Raw genomic sequence first — 17105 nt, 5'->3', positions numbered from 1 at the left:
GTTGATTTCATAATTGAAATATGATACAATGTATTCTGATTATTTAAAATTAATGTTATCTTTATTTATGTGAAATTTTTCTTTATTTTTATCCCCTCCATTTCATCCTAAAAGACATTACCAACTATATTTTATAAAGTTTTTATCCTGCGATTTATAGCATGGTGGGTGCGCCACGGAATCAACAAGGAGGAACTCTCTCATTGAAAAAAGATAACTACCATGTTCTTGATTCAACCTTTGCTCAATCGCTTACAAACATTATTGCAGCCGAACTTAACCAAAACATAATTATTTGTGACCACCACGGCGTAATTATTGCGGCTTTTGACAGAAAGCGCATATCCCAGGTGCATGAAGGTGCCGCTAACATGTTAAGTTCAGGTAATATCCGCGAATTTTCGATTAGCTCTACTGATGAAAAGCTCTTAAAAAATGTGCGTAGAGGATATGACGTGCCTATTGTAGTCGAAGGACGTTGCATCGGTGTTATCGGGGTTACTGGTGAGCCGGAAAAAGTGGCACTTTATGCCCGATTGGCGGCTCGCTTTGTACAAGCAACCTTAGAATCTAATTCCCGCCAGCAAAAGTTAGTCCAGGCCTTAAAAGAGAAAGAAGAATTGCAGTCAATTTTGCTATATAAAATGATCGATGTACAGGAAGAAGAGCGCAAAAAGATTTCCCGCGAACTGCATGATGAGATTAGCCAGTCACTTACCTCAATTATCGTTGGTCTCAGAGTACTTTCTGAGCAGGTCTGTGGCTCTAAGGAACAAAAATTCGTACTGGAGATGCGGGATGTTGTATCCAAAACACTAGATAATGCACACCGGCTGGCGGTAGAGTTGCGTCCGGCACTACTTGACGACCTTGGGCTGGTTGCCGCAGCCCAACGTTATATCGAAAATTATTCCCGCCAATATGGCATTACGGCGGACATCAATTTTTCCGGGTTGTCGCGCGAACGGTTCAGGCCTGAAATTGAGATTACGCTATACCGAATTTTGCAGGAAACGCTGACTAATATTGCCAAACATGCTCAAGCTACCAACGTTAAGGTAGGTCTGAAAAAAACGCGCCTGGAGATCCATTTTAGTATCACTGATGACGGCATCGGCTTTACTCCTAAGTCCTTGCGAACAGCCTGTGAAAACAGCAGTCTCGGTATATACGGCATGCGTGAACGCGTTGCTTTACTTGCCGGTAAGTTCACCATTCAATCATCAGAAGGAGCCGGAACGACTGTTACAGTTGTGATTCCACTCAAAGACACAAGAGACAATACCATCAGCATCAATAGCTAACACTTTTTTTGTTAGTACCAGCTTGATAGGCTTTATCCAGCAATTGTACGACATGGAAACACTCCTGTTGCATGCTGTTTTGTACCAGGCCATCGGTTATATGCATCCGGCAAGAACCGCAGCTGGTGGCAACGGTATCAGCATTAGTGGTCTTAATATCAGCAATTTTCCGGTCATTAATTTTTCGTGAAATTTCATAATTCGCCAGACTGAACGAACCACCGGCCCCACAACAACGGGCCGGTTCTTTCATTTCCACGAGTTTTAGGCCGGGGATGGCCTTGAGGATTTCCCGTGGCTGCCTGGTAACCTTTAGGCCTCTTGCCATATGGCAGGGATCATGCACAGTTACGGTGGAGTTGACAGCTCCCAGGTTGTCTGTACGAAAATGAAGTACATCAGTAAGAAATTCACTAATTTCATAGGCTTTAGCCGCTATATTTTTGGCTTGTTCATACACAGCCGGATCGTCATGAAACATTTCAGGATATTCGAGCTTGAACGCCTCGGCGCATGAACCACAGGCTGCTACGATATAGTCCGCGCCGGTTTGCGCGAAAGTCTCAATGTTATGCTTAGCAAAGGCTCTCGCCATTTCCACATCACCTGCCATATAAACCGGTGTTCCGCAGCAGTGCTGCAATGCAGGCAATATAACCTCCACATCATTAGCTTTGAGAACATTAATAACAGATTGTCCAATATCGGTATAGACATAATTTATGGTACAACCGGCAAAAAAGGCCACTTTCATTTTGGGATTAGATACTTTTACCGTTGTAGGAAACTGCCCCAGGAGCGGCGTAGCGGCAAAGGGAGCTAAGACACGCTTTCGGTCAAGGCCAGGTACTGGAAAGCGAGCTATAACAGCCATCCTTCTGGGTAATTTTTTCATCTGTAATGGACCGAATAGCCCTGCCATACGCAAAGTGAAGTCAAATAGTTTTCGATTAGATAATAACTTGAATATATTTTTTTTGATCGGGTGCAGACCGCGTGCTTTTACAGCAGCCTGACGGCCACGCAGGATTAATTCGTCAGCTTTGACACCACAGGGACACTTATCTGCACAGGCCTTACAAGACAAACACATTGCCATGCGTTTATCAAAACCATCTGAAATATCAGCCTTACCTGTTAAGACCGCCTCTATAAGGGCCAATTTTCCCCGGGCTACTTGTGACTCAAGGTTTAGCTCCTTATAGACGGGACACACTTCCATGCAGTTGCCGCACTTCATGCAATTGGCAATAGCATCTTGAATATCTGTCAGCAATTCTTTATCCTCAGTCATCTCTAACACTCCCCGACAAGTTTTCCTGAATTAAGGATACAGTTGGGATCAAGTGCCTTTTTGATGGTTTGCATCACATTCATACCGTCAGCACCAAACTGGTCTTTCATGTATGGAAGCTTACCAAGACCGATTCCATGCTCACCGCTTAATGTGCCACCAAGGGCAATCGCAGCAGCAAAAATATCGTCCATGGCCTTGTGAACACGGATCATTTCTTCTTGGTTTCGCAAATCACAGACAATTGTCGGGTGCATATTACCATCTCCGGCATGACCGAAGGTGCCAATAGTTACCTTATGCTTAACAGCAGCGTTGTTTACCGCCCGAATCATATCAGGCACTTTGCTGCGGGGAACAGTAGCATCCTCGACGAAAGTAGTTGGCCGCAGTTTGGCCAATGCTGGCAAAGCAGCACGACGGGCAGCCCAGATTCTGTCACGCTGGACAGCATCCTTGGCAACCTGAATATCGTCAGCTTTATTGGCTTTTAGTACTTCAATAACTTTTGCAGCTTCCTTTTCCACTACTTCGGCAATTCCATCGACTTCAATAAGCAGTACAGCTTCTGCCTTCACAGGAAGACCAACATGGGCGTAGTCTTCTACTGTGCGAATAGTGGCGTTATCCATAATTTCCAGGGTAGCCGGGATTACCTTGCTGGCAATAATCGCTGATATGGCGTTGCCGGCATTTTCTAGCTTAGAGAAAATCGCCATCATTGCCTTTTTAGCCTCAGGAGCCGGAACAAGTTTGACAGTAATTTTAGTAATAACCCCCAATGTCCCCTCGGCACCAGTAAACAATTTCGTCAGATCATAACCAGCTACGTCTTTAACATTTTTACCACCGCAGTGAATTACTCTGCCATCGGCAAGAACAACTTCCAATCCCATGACATAGTGTTTGGAAACGCCATACTTGAGACCGCGCAGCCCCCCAGCATTCTCGGATACTGTCCCACCAAGGGTGGCAGTGGCCACAGTGCCAGGATCAGGCGGATAAATAAGACCAAATTCTTCAACAGCCTTATTCAAATTGCTGACCACTACTCCAGGTTCGGCTACTGCTACCAGGTTGGCAGCATCAATTTCGATAATGTCCCGGAAGCGGGTCATAAGTAAGACTATGCCGCCCTTCATGGGAACAGTACCAGCACTCAGGTTAGTACCTGAGCCGCGGGGGTAAACTGGAATTTTCTCCTTGTTGGCCAAAGCCAACACTTTGGAAACCTCCTCTGTGTTGCCTGGAGATATGACCACGTCCGGCATATGCGAATAACCTGGGGTTGCATCATATGAATAGCATAAAAGATCTTCCTTGTTTGTCAGGACATGTTCGTCACCAACAATTTTTTTAAAAGCAACGATAAGTTGATTTTTCATTATCTCTCCCCTTTTTCTAAAGATCGAAAATACTGAAATCCCAGAAAATATTGAAATCCCTAAAAACTCTGATCTGTTTATTATTATTGCCTCGAAACCGCCTTGCTGTAAATCAGGCGAAAACAGTAAAAAAACTGTAGGAATATCCCCACTATGCTGAGGGATAAATTCCTACAGTTTGCAAAAAATTTCACAAGAAAGTCACACATACACAAAATGGCATTTATGTATTAATTAGTTTATACTTTATCGCATAATTCACAAGCTCCGATTTACGGCGTACCTTTAGCTTATCCATAATGCGCGAGCGGTAGGTGTCAATCGTTTTGGGGCTGAGTGAAAGCCTTGCGCCAATTTCACCATTGGTGTATCCTCGGGCCAGATATCGGATAACTTCCCGTTCGCGACTACTAAGAAGATAATAGGGATCTTGATGGTCTGGACCTTCGTCCGAAGCCCGCAAAAGGTTTTCCATCAATTTTTCCGACAGATTTTCATTCAGAAATTTCTTGCCGGAATGAACCCTGAGAATGCCTTCAATAAGCTCAGTGTCTGCCGATTTCTTTAATATATATCCATCTGCCCCTGCCCGCATGACTTCTTTGACATACTCCTCATCATCGTACATAGTTAAGACCAATATCCGGCACAAAATCCCGCGATGGCGAATTTCCTTAACACATTCAACACCACCCATCACCGGCATTGCTAAATCAAGAATAAGTACATTAGGGTGGCACTTTTCCATCATATCTAAAGTTTCCAATCCATTGGCGGCCTCACCTACGACTTCAAACTGGGGATGATAATTTAACATTGCCTTAAGACCGGATCGTAAAACAGTATGGTCATCGGCAATGGCAATACGAATTTTTTCCATAATTTTCTCCTCACAATGCAAGCGTTGTTAGTTATCAGGCCGTTACAAACTTTTGTAACAGCACCAAAAAATACCATGTATAATTTAAAATATCACAATTTTCTTAATTAGTAAATCCCGAAATGGTAAATTGCAAAAATGCTGTCATTAATAGTAAACTATCTGAAAATAACATGCCTTTGGTGAAATTTTTCTTTAATTGTAAGAAATATCCTACAAAATTCATAGGATATTTCTTACGTTATTTTTACTGTGTATACCTGATTTACAACGACCATGCATAACGGGCATAATTTAGAAAGATTAGTCTAACATTTCTCAATATTCTGCAGACATATATTGTGATCAAATTAGCTGTTTTTGACAATATTATTTCCACTCGCAAAGTCTTTCATTCTTTGCTGCACTACTGGATATGAACTGATAGAAATGAGCAACTCTACAAGCCTCCAGGACTATCTGGAAATAGTTGATTGGTGAATCATAATTTGAAAGGGGGGATCTGTCTACAATTTACGGTGGGAGCACTATTTTAATACGCAAAATAATTTAAAGGGGTGTATGTACATGACATGGATTCAAGATTATAATCCGTTGGGAAACATCGGTCTCTCGGCTCTTATCGCCGCTATCCCGCTATTCATCTTACTATACATGCTGGGTATCAAGCGTTCAAAAGGTCATAATGCCGCATTTTTTGGTCTATTTTCAGCAATTTTAACGGCTATTTTTATCTTTAAAATGCCAGCCGCCCGAGCACTCAGTGCTACTCTTAATGGTGCCTTGGTAGGTATTTTCCCAATAATATGGATTGTTATAACTGCCATCTGGGTCTACAATATGACGGTTGAGTCCGGTGAATTTGAAATCATCAAGAATTCGCTTGCTTCAATCACCGATGACCGCCGGTTGCAAGCACTCTTTATTGCCTTTGCTTTCGGCTCGTTTATTGAAGGTACAGCCGGTTTCGGTACTCCGGTGGCCATCACGGCTGCCATGTTAGTAGGTCTCGGCTTTAACCCGGTATACGCAGCCGGTATATGTCTTGTTGCTAATACCGCTCCAGTTGCCTTTGGTGCCATCGGTATCCCAGTAGTCGTACTTGGACAAGTTTCCGGTATTGAACCAATGACCCTGAGCAAAATTATTGGTCGACAACTACCTTTCCTCTCTTTTATTGTTCCTTTGTGGGTAGTTGTGTTGATGTGCGGCTGGAAACGAGCTATAGAAGTGTTACCGGCAGTCCTGGTAGCAGGTATCTGTTTTGCCGGTACCCAGTTTTTTACTTCAAACTATATCAGCGTCTACTTGCCAGATATAACCTCTGCCGCTGTCACTATCATTGGCCTGCTGATTTTCCTCAAGCTATGGAAACCATCTAAAGTCTGGCATTTCCCCGACGAAATACCCTCCGCTGACGGAAAAGTTCAATTACAGTACTCGATCAAGGAAGTTTTACGCGCTTGGGGTCCTTACATTTTGTTAGCCGTCTTGGTCTTCATGTGGGCTGATGATAAATTTTTCGGCTTTAAGAACATTCTGGTAGGTTGGGAAAAGTCTTTAGGTTTGACATTCTTTGCTTGGCCCGGCTTGCACAATCTGGTTATTAAAGCGGCTCCAGTTGTAGCTAAAAATACTCCGTACGCAGCCAGTTATGCCATCAACTTCCTATCTGCCGCCGGAACTGCTATCTTCCTTTCTGGTATCTTGTCGCTGTTTATCATCCCTAACTATGGCCCTGGACGGGCAGCCTCCTGTTTCTTCAAAACAATTAAAATGCTCATTTACCCAATTTTCACCATTGCCATGATTCTTGGTTTAGCCTATATTATGAACTACTCCGGCATGAGTTCAACATTAGGTCTGGCATTTACTGCCACCGGCTCAGCTTACCCATTTTTTGCACCATTTCTTGGCTGGCTGGGAGTGCTTCTTACCGGTTCAGACACCTCGGCCAATGCTTTATTCGGCTCAATGCAGAAGACAGCAGCCCAGCAGATTGGTATTGACCCTAACCTTACTGTAGCTTCCAACTCGTCTGGCGGTGTTTGCGGTAAGATGATTTCTCCGCAAAGTATTTCGGTTGCTACTGCTGCTACTGGCTTGGTAGGACAAGAATCAACCATCTTTCGTTTCGCGTTACCCAGTAGTATTGCCATGATTATTATCATAGGCATTCTAACTTATCTCCAGTCAACTGTATTACATTGGATGTTGCCATAGCGAATAACTTCACCATTTTGAGGGCATCCTACTTCCTAAATGATTTTGGAGGTGACGGGTATGGGCGATAAGAAACCTGGTCGCGGCCCTAAGAAGAGTGACAAAAAATCCTCAATAGCTAGTCCTCAGGAAAGTGCGGCAAAAAAATAAAAATATAACCTGCAAAAATACTCCCAACCTATGTTAGTTGGGAGTATTTTTGCAGGCCAGAACAACCTTATGATGCGGCCCCGCCCAAGGCACACTCGATAATTCTAATGAACTCAGCCAGCAAGCCGCCGTTGGTAACTTATCACCGGCTAGCCACTCACACTGATAAAAAGAAATATCCCATTTTCGATGACTAAAAGTATGTATATAATGAAATACGCTTTTTCCAACACGAATATCCTGCCTGAACTCCTGTAATAGCCCAGTCTGCAAACGTTCAACAGCGCCTTCACCATCAGCCAGTTCCACGGTAGGAAACTCCCACATCCTGGCTAACATTCCTGTTGCTGGTCGCTGATGCACCAAATAGCTGGCATTCTTCACTACTAACCCGGCCGCCAGCCTGATCAGTTCCGGAAGCTTTTTAGAAGGCCGCACCGGTAGCGTATCTTGCACTTCCCGCATATAAGCTTCGCACAGATTGGTCAACGGGCACCTTTCACACCGCGGCTTCCGGGGAATACACACTAAGGCACCTAAATCCATTAACGCCTGATTAAAGTCACCGGGATATTGAGTAGGCATGTGCGTAAGTACCAGGCGCTTAACCTCCCGCTTGGTTGCCTGCTTGGTAATGTCACCAGCCAAACAAAACAGACGGCTAAAAATTCTCAGGACATTACCGTCGATGGCCGGAGCCGGGCGATTATATGCAATACTAGCAATCGCACCCGCCGTATATTCACCCACTCCCGGCAAACTCTGGATCGCAGCCTGGTCGTCTGGTACTCTGCCTCCATAGGCTGCACATACTTCCCGGACACCGGCTAACAAGTTACGCGCCCGGCTATAATAGCCTAGCCCCTGCCAATAGTTGAGCACCTCTTGCTCTGAGGCTTCCGCCAAAATCACCGGTGTGGGAAACCGTTCTATCCACCGCGTATAATAGTTTTTCACCGCTTCAACCCTTGTTTGCTGCAGCATAATTTCCGAAACCCAGATCTTATAAGCATCTTTATCTGCACGCCAAGGCAATTCCCTGGCACTTTGGTGATACCAATCCAGCAATTGCGCTGCTAATGTCATAGTTTTTTCCTTCCTCTTTAGAAATAGTTATTTTAAAACCTTCTTTATTATAATCTATAATCAAAGCCTCTTTCTCACGCAAAATTTGCCAAATCGATATTTTTCATTTATATTAAATTCATAAAGTAAGACCAATCAGGAAAGAAGGCTGCCTTTTGAAATCTTTTCAGACCCACAAAATTTCTTCTGAACAGGCTGGGCTAACTGTCGAAAACTATTTGAAACAGATCCTCCATCAATCTGGGCGAACAATCCAAAAGCTGACTCGCAAAAAAGGTATTTTTTTGAATGGCAAACCTGTTTTTTTGCAAAGACCGCTCAAAACAAATGATAGTTTACGTGTCCTGGTTTTGGAAGATGCGTCTTACGGAGTTCAGCCTGAGCCAGGTACTATTGAAATTCTTTATGAAGATGCCTATTTGCTTGTCTTAAATAAACCGCCTTTCCAGCTTGTCCATCCCACAGGCCAAACAACAACCGGCACCTTAGCCAACCATTTAGCTCATCATTTAGCTGAGCAAGGCGTAGTAAGCACGGTTCGCGCTGTCCACCGTCTGGACAGGGAAACATCGGGCTGTGTAATTTTCGCTAAAGATGCCCGCAGTCAATCCTTGTTAGAACAGCAATTGCAAGCCAGAACCCTAAAGCGCACCTATTGGGCATTAGCCAGCGGCCTTGTTGAACCGCCCTCTGGAACCATTGATGCCCCCATCGGCCCACACCCAAGTTTACCTAACCGACGTGCTATCAGCCTGCAAGGCGAGACAGCGGTTACCCATTACCAGACTATCCGCAGTTTTTCGGATACATCGCTGCTTGAGCTTACGCTGGATACTGGCCGAACCCACCAAATACGAGTACATTTAGCACATCTTGGATACCCCATCCTGGGCGATAAAATGTACGGATTGCGCTCCCCCCTTATATCCAGGCAAGCATTGCATGCCACTTCAGTAACCTTTGAGCATTTAGAAAATAAACAGCCAGTAACTGTTGCTGCCCCCTTACCTGCGGACATGGTACGAATAATAGATTTTAGCGACAGTAACGAACTCAACTAAAGCGAAAGCACTATTTGTCCCAATATAGACAAATAGTGCTTTCGCCTTTTATCTTTTTTATCTCCGACTGCCAAAATTCTGCTATTCCTTTATAGTAATTTATAGAGTAATCCCAGCCAAGGAAAGTACGAGGTGTTTTTATGCTATAAAAATTATCATACTCAACAAACCAACTTAACGACCTTCAGTTTATTCTGATTCATAATATCAACTACCTGGCCATCAGGAAACCTAATTAGACACGTTTCTTTCCCGTTGCGATTCCAAAACACAAGCTGCCCGGTACTGCCGTCATTTAATGTTACATACCGTCCAATCAGTGTTTGGCACAACTCATGAAGAAAGGGTGTAGAGTATTTAGGTGAAAATTTGCCCGCAAAAGAGTCTGCCTGGATGGTATCTAATGCTGCAAATGGCGATACTTCTTCACCATACACCTTTTTGGAGGTCATTGCATCATAAACATCAGCTATACCAAGTACTTTGGCAATCGGGTGGTTCTTAGCACCAGCGGTTTGTAGCGGATAACCAGAACCATCGTCGCGTTCATGATGCTGGAGAACCCCCAAACGAACACTTTCCGGAATCTCTTTGAAGCGACGAAAAAACTTAAAGGCAATAGCTGGATGCTGGCGAACCATATGCAGTTCGTCTTCATCTAAGCTCCCCTTCTTATATAAAACATGTACCGGTATCTCCAGCTTGCCAATATCGTGCAAAATGCCGGCTAAAATTAGGTTTCTCTGTTGACTTGGCTTAAAGGCCCCACTTAAGTTTCCAATAACATTTGCTAAAATACCAACATTAATAGAATGATGGTATAAATAATCTTCGGAGCGAGTTGCAGTATTTAGCAAAGCGGTAGCGCCAATCCCCCGCTCAGAAAGGGTAAGTAAAGCATCGACGATAGAATGCAGCAATTCACAATCCAAATGCTTTTCCAGGCGAACAATTGTGAAACATCTTTTTAAATCTTTCACCACATTGCCATATATACTTGCAAACTCCGTTTCCTGTTCCGATACAGTTGCAGCCATATCTGCTTCGTAATATTCGTGACTAACAATCAATTCTTCCGGTTCAGCGTTCCCCCTCTTCCGTTGTTGATTAGTATCGAAACCCGTTCCAACACCTGACTGAAATTGCCTGACGCGAACACCATCGCAATTATAGTAACTTAGTTTTTCGATATGCTTTTCTGTTAGTATTGTGCCAGCATACAGCAACACTTTTCCATCAGGAGCTAATACTGTTTCTCCAAGCTGCAAACCCGGACGAAGCTGAGAAATAAGATATCTAGCTATACTATAATTGTCAGACATATGCTTTTTCCCCTTTGAACATTGCAACTACAAATACTATCGAGTTAAGTTACATAATATTCTCACTTAATTATATTATTGATTATATCATGACGGAATTTTCTAAACAAGAACAAAAAAGAACACATTATAAATCAGTCGGCTGAATACGGCCATAATTGGCAATGTCTACTTCCGTAATCTCTTTAATTGAAGATTCAATAATTGTCAGCATCTGTTCAAGTTCATCAACAGAGCTAACCAGCGGCGGCATGAAGACAACCACATCACCAATCGGACGAATCAAGAGTCCGTTCCTGCGGGCCTGCAGACATACACTAGCACCCATAGCTTGTTCCCAAGAATACGAAACCTTGCTGTTTTTATCTCGCATCAATTCAATACCGATAATCAGACCACATTGGCGAACATCACCCACATGGTCAAGACTGGCTATTTTTTGTAGCTTGGCTGTAGTGACTGCTATCTTGGGAACAAGCCCTTCTAATACCTTTTCTTCCTGGAATATTTTTAAATTAGCCAAGGCCGCCGCACAGGCCAGCGGGTTACCAGTGTAGGAATGACCATGGTAAAAGGTTTTTTTATCACTATAATCACCTAAGAAAGCATTATATATTTCATCAGTGGTCAGTGTCGCTGCCAGCGGCATATAGCCGCCGGTTATTCCTTTGGAAAGTACCATCAGATCAGGGGCTACACCTTCATGCTCACAGGCAAACATTTTTCCCGTTCTACCGAAACCTGTGGCCACTTCGTCAGCGATGAACAGTATGTTGTATTTCCGGGAAATCTCCCTTATTTTAGCCAGATAGCCGGGAGGTGACATTAGCATGCCTGCCGCCGCCTGCACCAGCGGTTCAACAATCAAGCCGGCAATCTCCTCATGGTGCTCAGCCAGTACCTGTTCCAGCCTGGTGGCACACTGCATTTTACAAGTCACCGGATCTGTCGCCAGCGGGCAGTGATAACAGGATGGAGTTGGGATATGGGCCGAGGTAAACAGCAGTGGCTTGAATATCCGGTGAAATAAATCAATCCCGCCAACACTTACTGCCCCTACTGTGTCCCCATGATAGGCCTGCTCTAGGGCGATAAATTTTTGTTTACCCGGTTTACCCTGCTGCTGCCAATATTGGAAAGCCATTTTTAGAGCAACCTCAACCGCTGTTGAACCGTCATCTGAATAAAAGACCTTACTTAGACCGGCAGGAGCTATATCGACAAGCTGCTTAGCCAGTTCGGCAGCTGGAATGTTGGCCAAGCCCAGCAGTGTCGTATGCGCTACTTTGCCAAGCTGGTCAATAATAGCTTGGTCAATTGCCGCCTTGCGGTGACCATGAAGATTGACCCATAAAGATGATACGCCATCATAAAACTCGTTGCCCTCAGTGTCAATAAGCTTAATGCCGGCAGCAGCGGCAATAACCTTTTGCGGTCTTGCGGCCCATTCCTGCATTTGAGTAAAAGGATGCCAGACATACTGCTTATCTTTTTGTTCCGTTTTCTCCAAAGCTTGTTCCTCCTTGCATCAGACTAACTAATTCGTCAATAGCCACATGCTGTTCTGCCAATTGCCCCAGTCGGGCCAGTGATGCCGAATCTGCAGCAACTGCCGCAACTGAGGGAAACCGCCCTAACACCGGCAAACCGGTGAGCCGTTCGATGTAAGCCAGATTACTGCGTTCCAATACGGTAACCTGGTCTTCATCCCAGCGGTTAATAATAATTCCGCCTAACTTGATGCTCCGCTGCCGGGCATATGAGGCAGTAAGGGCAGTATGATTAATTGTCCCTAGATTAGCCCTGGTAACAAGGATTGCCGGCAGCTTAAGCTCCAGCACCATATCGGCAACAAGATAGTCTTCCCAAATAGGTGCTGCGATACCACCCACCCCTTCAACCAGCGTTAGCTCCGCTTTGGTCAGCATACTCCGGCAAATAGCAATTAGCTTTGCCCTGTTTATCGTCACACCACTCACAGTCGCTGCTACTGCCGGCGTCAGCGCCGGAGCCAGACATACAGGATTAACCTCCTGCCGCCATTCTTCACTAAGCCCGGCAGCTGCCATTAAAAAGCTGGCGTCTTCCGATACCAACTGCCCATTTATATTAGTTACGCCGCCGGAGGCTACTGGCTTTACCACGCCAACATTCATACCCCTTGCCTTGAGTGCGGCGACAATAGCTCCACTAATCAACGTCTTGCCAACATCGGTGTCTGTTGCCGTAATAAATAACCCTTTTTGCATTCCTTTACCTCACCCTCATTCCAGGCTGACTAATCGCAGCAGTAATTATGTCCACAGCCCAAGCCAATTCATCCCGCTCATGCGCTGCATTAACAGTCAGTCGTAGTCGACTTGTGCCTGCAGGCACTGTCGGTGGCCTGATAGCAGTAATGATAATGCCCTGCTTCTTAAGCTCAGAAGCCAGCCTAACGGCATCTTCCTCTGCCCCCGCTATAATCGGTATTATTGGCGTCACACCGTTAACTACAGGCAGCTTGGCTGCCTGTAGCAGCCTTCTTACATATTGAGTATTATCAGTTAACCTTGTCACCATTTCTGGTCTGGTCACCAACTGGCGAAGTGCTGCTAATGCCGCAGCAATAGTTGCCGGCGCCAAGGCTGTTGAAAAAATAAAACTACGCGCCTTATTCTTTATGTAATCAATTAACTCCTTTGACCCGGCGACAAAACCACCTTCTGCACCAAGCGCTTTACTCAGTGTGCCAATCTGCACCTGCACTTTATCACTTACACCAAAATGCGCAGCCGTCCCTTTGCCGCCTGGCCCAATCACACCAGTAGAATGAGCATCGTCAACAACAATAATTGCATCATATATCTCACCCAAGCGAGTAATTTCCCCCAGGGGGGCTAGATCACCATCCATGCTAAATACACCATCGGTGACTATCAGCCTCTTACCCTGGCATACTGTATTTTTTAGCAATCTGTGTAAATGCTCCACATCAGCATGCCGATATACAGCGGTCTGCGCCCGGGAGAGACGACAGCCATCAATGATACTGGCATGATTGAGTTCATCGCTAAAAATAATATCCCTGGGTTCGGCCAGGGAGCTAAGAACACCCAGATTAGCCATATAGCCGGTATTAAATACCAGAGCCGCTTCGGCTTCTTTGAACCGGGCTAGTTCCTGCTCCAGTTGATCAACAAGCAGATACGTTCCGGTAGTTAACCTGGCACCGCCTGACCCTGTTCCATACAAGCGTATCGCATCAATGGCAGCCTGCTGTACTGCCGGGTCATGCGTCAAACCCAGGTAGTTATTAGAAGCCAACATTAGGTAACGCCGGCCATCCATTTGTACACAAGTCGGACTAATCGGATTGTAGGTTACCGTTTTTCGATACAAATTGCCTGCTTTTGCCTGTTCTAAATAATCAGTCAAAAATTGCATCAACATTGGCCTCCTCTGCGGGGACATTGATAAATACAGGCTGATATTGCAAATAATGCACCAGTTGCTCCAAGTCAGTCTTTTCCTTTATGAAAAAAATCCGGCCTCCAATAGGACTACCATAAGGCTTCAACTGCGTGAACCGGGTATACAACGTTGGTGTGGCTACATAGCCTGTTACATATTCAGGGTCATCTGACCAGCATAACTCGGCAGCTACCCCAGGTGCCGACATAACCTTAGAAGCCAGCACTACTGCCTCCTGAATATGGATATTGCTGTGCCCCTGACGGCTCAGCCAACATAAATAGGCTTGCTCATCAGCAATATCCATCCGGGACACACGAATTCCCCGTTCACCATTATCATCAAGTCTGACACCAGTTTGAGCATCAACTAACATAGCGCCCCTCAGACTTCCTTTTAATCCTGCTAAGGCTTTTATCCCCGCAGCCACAGCTGCCGGTGCCACACCGGCCTTAATCAGTTCAACCTGTGCAGCCTCCCGGCCTGCAACTACACTAGGAACAGCAACAGTTGCAATTGGCAGGCAAGTTACTGCTTGTATGTTTTCCTTCAGTACTGTCTCGACAGTAAGATTGATAAAATCAGCCGTTCCCCGACTATGAAACAAGGCCCGCCTGAGCATAGCTGCCGCTACAGCCGGCAGTTGTTCCTGCCTTACCAGCCGCTCGGCACCCGAGATATGCTTGCCGCCCTTCTCATGCGCATCACCTTGGGCTGCCCGCATTCTAACGCTGTACAACATGACGCATTACCTTCTCCCTTTGTTCTTTCACCCGTTGCAGCAAAGCTGTTATAGGATAAGCCAATAAAGCTGTATAAATCATTCCTGGAAAAGCTGCCAGCAAAAGTGGAATTACCGCCTTACCAATAATTCCACCCAATACCAGTCTGCCAATCGCCGAACCTATCGGTCCAGCCAGCACAATTACCGGCCAGGAGCGTCCTAATAGGCCCACCAGCATGCCGACAATGACACGAAATACCATGGCAATAAACACATTTAGCAGTGACTGGGTACCAAGCATTAAGCCCACCACACTGGACAGCAAACCTGCCGTAATATATTTGCTAAACCCAAATACCACACAGATAGCTACAGCCAATGGCGCTGATAATTGAAATTCTGTTCCCGGCATCAGTCCTGGGAGCTTGAAGGCGCTGGTTATTGTTATAAAAGCGGCCAACATACCAACTTCAGCTACCCAGCTAACTCTACTTTGCATCTTTTGCCGCTAAGGGACTAAGCCCCAAGTCTTCCACCATAGCTACATCCATTTCATAATTGCGGCCGCCTGTTGTTAGATAACCACCAATCAGCATCCCATTAATTCCACCCATTAAACTGATGGCCTGTAAATCCCGCAGGTTAACTTCCCGCCCGCCTGCGGTGCGAATTCCCTTATCAGGCATAATAAACCGGAACAGTGCAAAGGTTTTCAATATTTCACGTGGCGGCACAGGTGGCTGCCCGGCTAAAGCGGTCCCTCTAATGGGGTTTAATATATTCAGCGGCACAGAATGAACACCAAACTTCTTAAGTTCAAAGGCCATATCTATTCTATCCTCCATGCTTTCACCCAAACCGATAATGCCGCCTGAGCATACCTCCAACCCCACTTCATGAGCAATAGCAATAGTTGCAGCCCTGTCATTATAAGTATGAGTTGTACATACCTTAGAATAAAAATTACGGCTACTCTCCACATTATGATGGTAACGACTAACTCCGGCGTCTTTTAGTGCTTTAGCCCGTTCCAGTGTCAATGTACCAAGTGAAGCACACACTTTCAGGTTAGTTTCCTGGTTAATGCGCTTTAGCGCACTAACCATCTTGGGAAAATCGCGATCCTGCTCTACACCTCTACCGCTGGTAACTATACTAAAACGCAAGGCACCTCCGGCCTCGGCCTGCTTAGCAGCAGCAATAAGCTTTGCTTCACTAAGAAGCGGATATATTGGAATATTGGCCTGATGATGGACTGACTGTGCGCAAAAACGGCAGTTTTCAGAACACATACCTGAGCGACCATTGACAATAGCGCACAAGTCCACGTCGTCCCCCACAAACTGCTGTCTGATTTTATCAGCCATTGCTAACAAAAACGGCACATCTTTATCCTCAACTGCTCCTAGTTTCGCCGTATCTTCCTTTACTATTTCCCCACCCAGAAGCACTTTGGTACCGATTTTCATGATAAACTCAATGTTAGTCACTGCTACTCCTCCCCGCTTATTGTTAACTGTTTTAAATTTTATTAGTTAACAATAACTTTATCAGTTAACGGTTCGTAAATTATATGGTTAACAATTAGAATTGTACTACAGTTTTATCTATCATGCAAACAGAAAAATAACCAAGAGTTGGATAGTATTGCGATAAGAAAAGCCCCAGCTTTGAGCTAAGGCCTTACCGAATCGTGTCATATTGGTCGGAAATGTTTCAGCTATGCCGAAACGAATTCACTCATTATTAGGAATTCGCGCCGCTACTTTGTGCCAGGCAGGTTTCTCCAGGAAGCTGCCTGGCACATTGGCTTCCATTTCCTTGAACATGACAAGCGGCACACTAAAGGATAACAAATCAGCATCAATAACTGGTCTTGCCGAAATATCAGTACCAATCCTGCCATTTGCAAAATTAATGGGAGCCAATTTTAGCACATTAATCCTTAGTCCCAAAATGCATGGCCTTTTTGCGTACCTCTTCATCAGATAATTCCTTATTCCCTTTTTCGTTCTTGACTTCATGCTCAATGCCAAACTTATCAACCCCTGTTTTAGGTACAGGCATTTTTATCACCTCCACCAATAGTCTTACCTTATTACCATTTTAAAAACCCCAGCCGAAAATCCGGCCAGGGTTTTATGTATATGGTGCTTACTATATGCGCATTTATCAATTATAATGTTTCGCAATCTCGTTTCTCTTCGAGGACACCGCTACACA

At 44.9% G+C, this 17105-nt stretch carries 16 protein-coding genes; 3 read left to right on the top strand and 13 right to left on the bottom strand.

Features of this window, described 5'->3' with window-relative positions:
- Positions 1-203: 203 nt before the first annotated feature.
- The gene (locus tag AC1ECB_RS02765) at positions 204-1304 is read left to right on the top strand and encodes a sugar diacid recognition domain-containing protein (protein ID WP_485667357.1); all 1101 of its coding nucleotides are present in this window, start codon (positions 204-206) and stop codon (positions 1302-1304) included.
- Here the strand turns inward: AC1ECB_RS02765 and AC1ECB_RS02760 are convergent.
- From AC1ECB_RS02760 to AC1ECB_RS02750, 3 genes are all read right to left on the bottom strand, one after another.
- Positions 1294-2598: a (Fe-S)-binding protein gene (locus AC1ECB_RS02760; RefSeq protein WP_485667356.1), complete on the bottom strand. Its 1305-nt coding sequence runs from the start codon at positions 2596-2598 to the stop codon at positions 1294-1296. The genes AC1ECB_RS02765 and AC1ECB_RS02760 overlap by 11 nt on opposite strands.
- Before the next feature lie 2 nt (positions 2599-2600).
- The gene (locus tag AC1ECB_RS02755) at positions 2601-3983 is read right to left on the bottom strand and encodes an FAD-binding oxidoreductase (RefSeq protein ID WP_485667355.1); all 1383 of its coding nucleotides are present in this window, start codon (positions 3981-3983) and stop codon (positions 2601-2603) included.
- Between the two features lie 223 nt (positions 3984-4206).
- Entirely contained in the window at positions 4207-4863 is a 657-nt protein-coding gene (locus tag AC1ECB_RS02750; protein ID WP_485667354.1) for a response regulator, read from the bottom strand.
- A gap of 567 nt (positions 4864-5430) precedes the next feature.
- Here AC1ECB_RS02750 and AC1ECB_RS02745 point away from each other — a divergent pair.
- Positions 5431-7086, top strand: a complete 1656-nt coding sequence (locus tag AC1ECB_RS02745; protein WP_485667353.1) for an L-lactate permease — start codon at positions 5431-5433, stop codon at positions 7084-7086.
- Positions 7087-7269: 183 nt separating this feature from the next.
- Here the strand turns inward: AC1ECB_RS02745 and mutY are convergent, their stop codons facing one another.
- Positions 7270-8322, bottom strand: coding sequence for an A/G-specific adenine glycosylase (mutY, locus tag AC1ECB_RS02740; RefSeq protein WP_485667352.1), 1053 nt, complete (start codon positions 8320-8322; stop codon positions 7270-7272).
- 155 nt (positions 8323-8477) lie between these two features.
- Here mutY and AC1ECB_RS02735 point away from each other — a divergent pair, with 155 nt between their 5' ends.
- Positions 8478-9383, top strand: a complete 906-nt coding sequence (locus AC1ECB_RS02735; protein ID WP_485667351.1) for an RluA family pseudouridine synthase — start codon at positions 8478-8480, stop codon at positions 9381-9383.
- A gap of 161 nt (positions 9384-9544) precedes the next feature.
- On the opposite strand, the gene AC1ECB_RS02730 is transcribed toward AC1ECB_RS02735, so the two are convergent.
- From AC1ECB_RS02730 to AC1ECB_RS02690, 9 genes are all read right to left on the bottom strand, one after another.
- Positions 9545-10705 (bottom strand): HD-GYP domain-containing protein, encoded by a 1161-nt coding sequence (locus AC1ECB_RS02730; RefSeq protein ID WP_485667350.1) that lies wholly within the window; start codon positions 10703-10705, stop codon positions 9545-9547.
- Between the two features lie 127 nt (positions 10706-10832).
- Entirely contained in the window at positions 10833-12215 is a 1383-nt protein-coding gene (bioA, locus tag AC1ECB_RS02725; RefSeq protein ID WP_485667349.1) for an adenosylmethionine--8-amino-7-oxononanoate transaminase, read from the bottom strand.
- Complete coding sequence (bioD, locus tag AC1ECB_RS02720; protein WP_485667348.1) at positions 12190-12954, bottom strand: dethiobiotin synthase; 765 nt, start codon at positions 12952-12954, stop codon at positions 12190-12192. The genes bioA and bioD overlap by 26 nt, the downstream gene beginning before the upstream one ends.
- A gap of 4 nt (positions 12955-12958) precedes the next feature.
- The gene (bioF, locus tag AC1ECB_RS02715; RefSeq protein ID WP_485667347.1) at positions 12959-14131 is read right to left on the bottom strand and encodes an 8-amino-7-oxononanoate synthase; all 1173 of its coding nucleotides are present in this window, start codon (positions 14129-14131) and stop codon (positions 12959-12961) included.
- Positions 14115-14900, bottom strand: coding sequence for a 6-carboxyhexanoate--CoA ligase (locus tag AC1ECB_RS02710; RefSeq protein WP_485667346.1), 786 nt, complete (start codon positions 14898-14900; stop codon positions 14115-14117). Before AC1ECB_RS02710 ends, bioF begins: the two co-directional genes overlap by 17 nt.
- A complete protein-coding gene (locus tag AC1ECB_RS02705; RefSeq protein ID WP_485667345.1) occupies positions 14884-15381 on the bottom strand; it encodes a hypothetical protein in 498 nt (165 codons plus the stop codon). Before AC1ECB_RS02705 ends, AC1ECB_RS02710 begins: the two co-directional genes overlap by 17 nt.
- On the bottom strand, positions 15371-16372 hold the full coding sequence (gene bioB / locus AC1ECB_RS02700; RefSeq protein ID WP_485667344.1) for a biotin synthase BioB: 1002 nt from the start codon (positions 16370-16372) through the stop codon (positions 15371-15373). The genes AC1ECB_RS02705 and bioB overlap by 11 nt, the downstream gene beginning before the upstream one ends.
- Before the next feature lie 246 nt (positions 16373-16618).
- Positions 16619-16837 carry a hypothetical protein gene (locus AC1ECB_RS02695; RefSeq protein ID WP_485667343.1) on the bottom strand — a complete coding sequence of 73 codons (219 nt, stop codon included), beginning with the start codon at positions 16835-16837 and terminating at the stop codon, positions 16619-16621.
- Positions 16821-16949: a hypothetical protein gene (locus AC1ECB_RS02690; protein WP_021166997.1), complete on the bottom strand. Its 129-nt coding sequence runs from the start codon at positions 16947-16949 to the stop codon at positions 16821-16823. The genes AC1ECB_RS02695 and AC1ECB_RS02690 overlap by 17 nt, the downstream gene beginning before the upstream one ends.
- Positions 16950-17105 lie beyond the last annotated feature (156 nt).

Source organism: Sporomusa sp. 246TCP1 (assembly GCF_057319775.1).
The sequence above is the reverse complement of the archived record's forward strand: the minus strand, read 5'-3'. Positions and strand labels throughout refer to the sequence as shown.

Coding starts and splice junctions, on each gene's coding strand:
- AC1ECB_RS02760 (WP_485667356.1), bottom strand. CDS start 2,598: ATGACTGAGGATAAAGAATTGCTGACAGATATTCAAGATGCTATTGCC.
- AC1ECB_RS02755 (WP_485667355.1), bottom strand. CDS start 3,983: ATGAAAAATCAACTTATCGTTGCTTTTAAAAAAATTGTTGGTGACGAA.
- AC1ECB_RS02750 (WP_485667354.1), bottom strand. CDS start 4,863: ATGGAAAAAATTCGTATTGCCATTGCCGATGACCATACTGTTTTACGA.
- AC1ECB_RS02745 (WP_485667353.1), top strand. CDS start 5,431: ATGACATGGATTCAAGATTATAATCCGTTGGGAAACATCGGTCTCTCG.
- mutY (WP_485667352.1), bottom strand. CDS start 8,322: ATGACATTAGCAGCGCAATTGCTGGATTGGTATCACCAAAGTGCCAGG.
- AC1ECB_RS02730 (WP_485667350.1), bottom strand. CDS start 10,705: ATGTCTGACAATTATAGTATAGCTAGATATCTTATTTCTCAGCTTCGT.
- bioD (WP_485667348.1), bottom strand. CDS start 12,954: ATGCAAAAAGGGTTATTTATTACGGCAACAGACACCGATGTTGGCAAG.
- bioF (WP_485667347.1), bottom strand. CDS start 14,131: ATGCAATTTTTGACTGATTATTTAGAACAGGCAAAAGCAGGCAATTTG.
- AC1ECB_RS02710 (WP_485667346.1), bottom strand. CDS start 14,900: ATGTTGTACAGCGTTAGAATGCGGGCAGCCCAAGGTGATGCGCATGAG.
- AC1ECB_RS02705 (WP_485667345.1), bottom strand. CDS start 15,381: ATGCAAAGTAGAGTTAGCTGGGTAGCTGAAGTTGGTATGTTGGCCGCT.
- AC1ECB_RS02690 (WP_021166997.1), bottom strand. CDS start 16,949: ATGCCTGTACCTAAAACAGGGGTTGATAAGTTTGGCATTGAGCATGAA.